Annotated in this window: 1 protein-coding gene; it reads left to right on the top strand. The window is 65.8% G+C overall.

All coding sequences use genetic code 11. The features are described from left to right. Positions 1-502: 502 nt before the first annotated feature. On the top strand, positions 503-1,312 hold the full coding sequence (locus tag GPA_RS03725) for a MerR family transcriptional regulator (protein WP_041238993.1): 810 nt from the start codon (positions 503-505) through the stop codon (positions 1,310-1,312). Positions 1,313-1,325 lie beyond the last annotated feature (13 nt).

The following is a 1,325-nucleotide window of genomic DNA, read 5'->3' as shown; positions in this document are numbered from 1 at the left end:
GGCCGCCTTGCAACGTGCCAGGACGTTTCCCGCCCGCGCCACGCGGCTCCGCGCGAACAGTGGTCGCGCGCGGCGGGCGCCTTCAACGCTTGGGCGGCGCCGGTACGGTGTGGCGCCGGGGAGGGTGTTTTGGCGACGTGTCGGTAGGTACGGCATAGGGGCCCCTTCGCGCGGTTTCCTTTGGTGCCGAGGGTAGCGCCCGAACTTGAAAGCAAGCTGAAAGACGGGCGAACCTGCGTGCGCACTGGTGCGGCCCCGGTTTCCGAACGTTCGAGCCGCTATCAAGAACACGCGCGCCGCCGCCGAACTGTTTCGCCCGCCGCAAAACCTCCGCAATTCCACGTTCGTCCGAGCGGCGTGTCCTGAAGTGCGCTACCCTTGAGGCGCTTTCCGCAGGCGCCGGCCGCACCTTCGGTGCCACACCTTTGGAAAATTTCGAAAACACCCCTTGACCCTCCCCGTGCAGGAGGCTGTTGAATGCGATGAGAAGGAGGTGAGAACCATGTTCTACATAGGAGAGTTCTCGAAGATGGGCAAGACCACCGTCAAGACGCTGCACCACTACGACCGCATCGGGCTTCTGCGCCCGGCCGCCGTGGACGGCGCGACGGGCTACCGCCTGTACACCACGTCCCAGCTCGTCGACCTGCACCGCATCCAGGCGCTGCGGCAGGCGGGCCTGTCGGTGGACGAGGTGGCCGCTATCGAGGGCGGCGCCGACCCGCGCCCCATCCTCGCACGGCGTCGCGAGCTCATCGAACGGGAACTCGCCGCGCGCCAGGAACGCCTCGCGCGCATCGCATTCATGCTCTCAGACGAAGGAAAGGGGTTCTCCATGAACTACCAAGCCACCATCAAGGACCTGCCCAGCTGCATCGTGTACTCCAAGACCATGACCGTGCCCAACTTCTCCGCTTACAACGAGGTCATCCCGGCTATCGGCCGCGCCGTGAAGGCGGCGAACCCGAACCTCAAGTGCGCCGCGCCCGAGTACTGCTTCATCACCTACCTCGACGGCGAGTACAAGGAGCGCGACATCACCATCAAGTACAGCGAGGCCGTGGAGGAGTACGGCGTGGAGACCGACGGCATCGTGTTCGAGGAGGCGCCGGCCGTCACCGTCGCGTCCGTCATGCACCGCGGCCCCTACGCCGACCTGCCGCGCGCCTACGCGTTCGCGATGGACTGGATCGAGCAGAATGGTTACCGCGCGTCCGGCCTCGCCCACGAGAGCTACATCGACGGCATCTGGAACTGCACCGACGAGTCCCAGTGGCTCACCGAGATCCAGGTCCCGGTGGAGAAGAGGTAGGGGTCGCAAGCTC

Source organism: Gordonibacter pamelaeae 7-10-1-b (genome assembly GCF_000210055.1).
In the GTDB taxonomy this organism is placed as follows: Bacteria; Actinomycetota; Coriobacteriia; order Coriobacteriales; family Eggerthellaceae; genus Gordonibacter; species Gordonibacter pamelaeae.
This window is presented reverse-complemented; position numbering and strand designations above follow the sequence as displayed.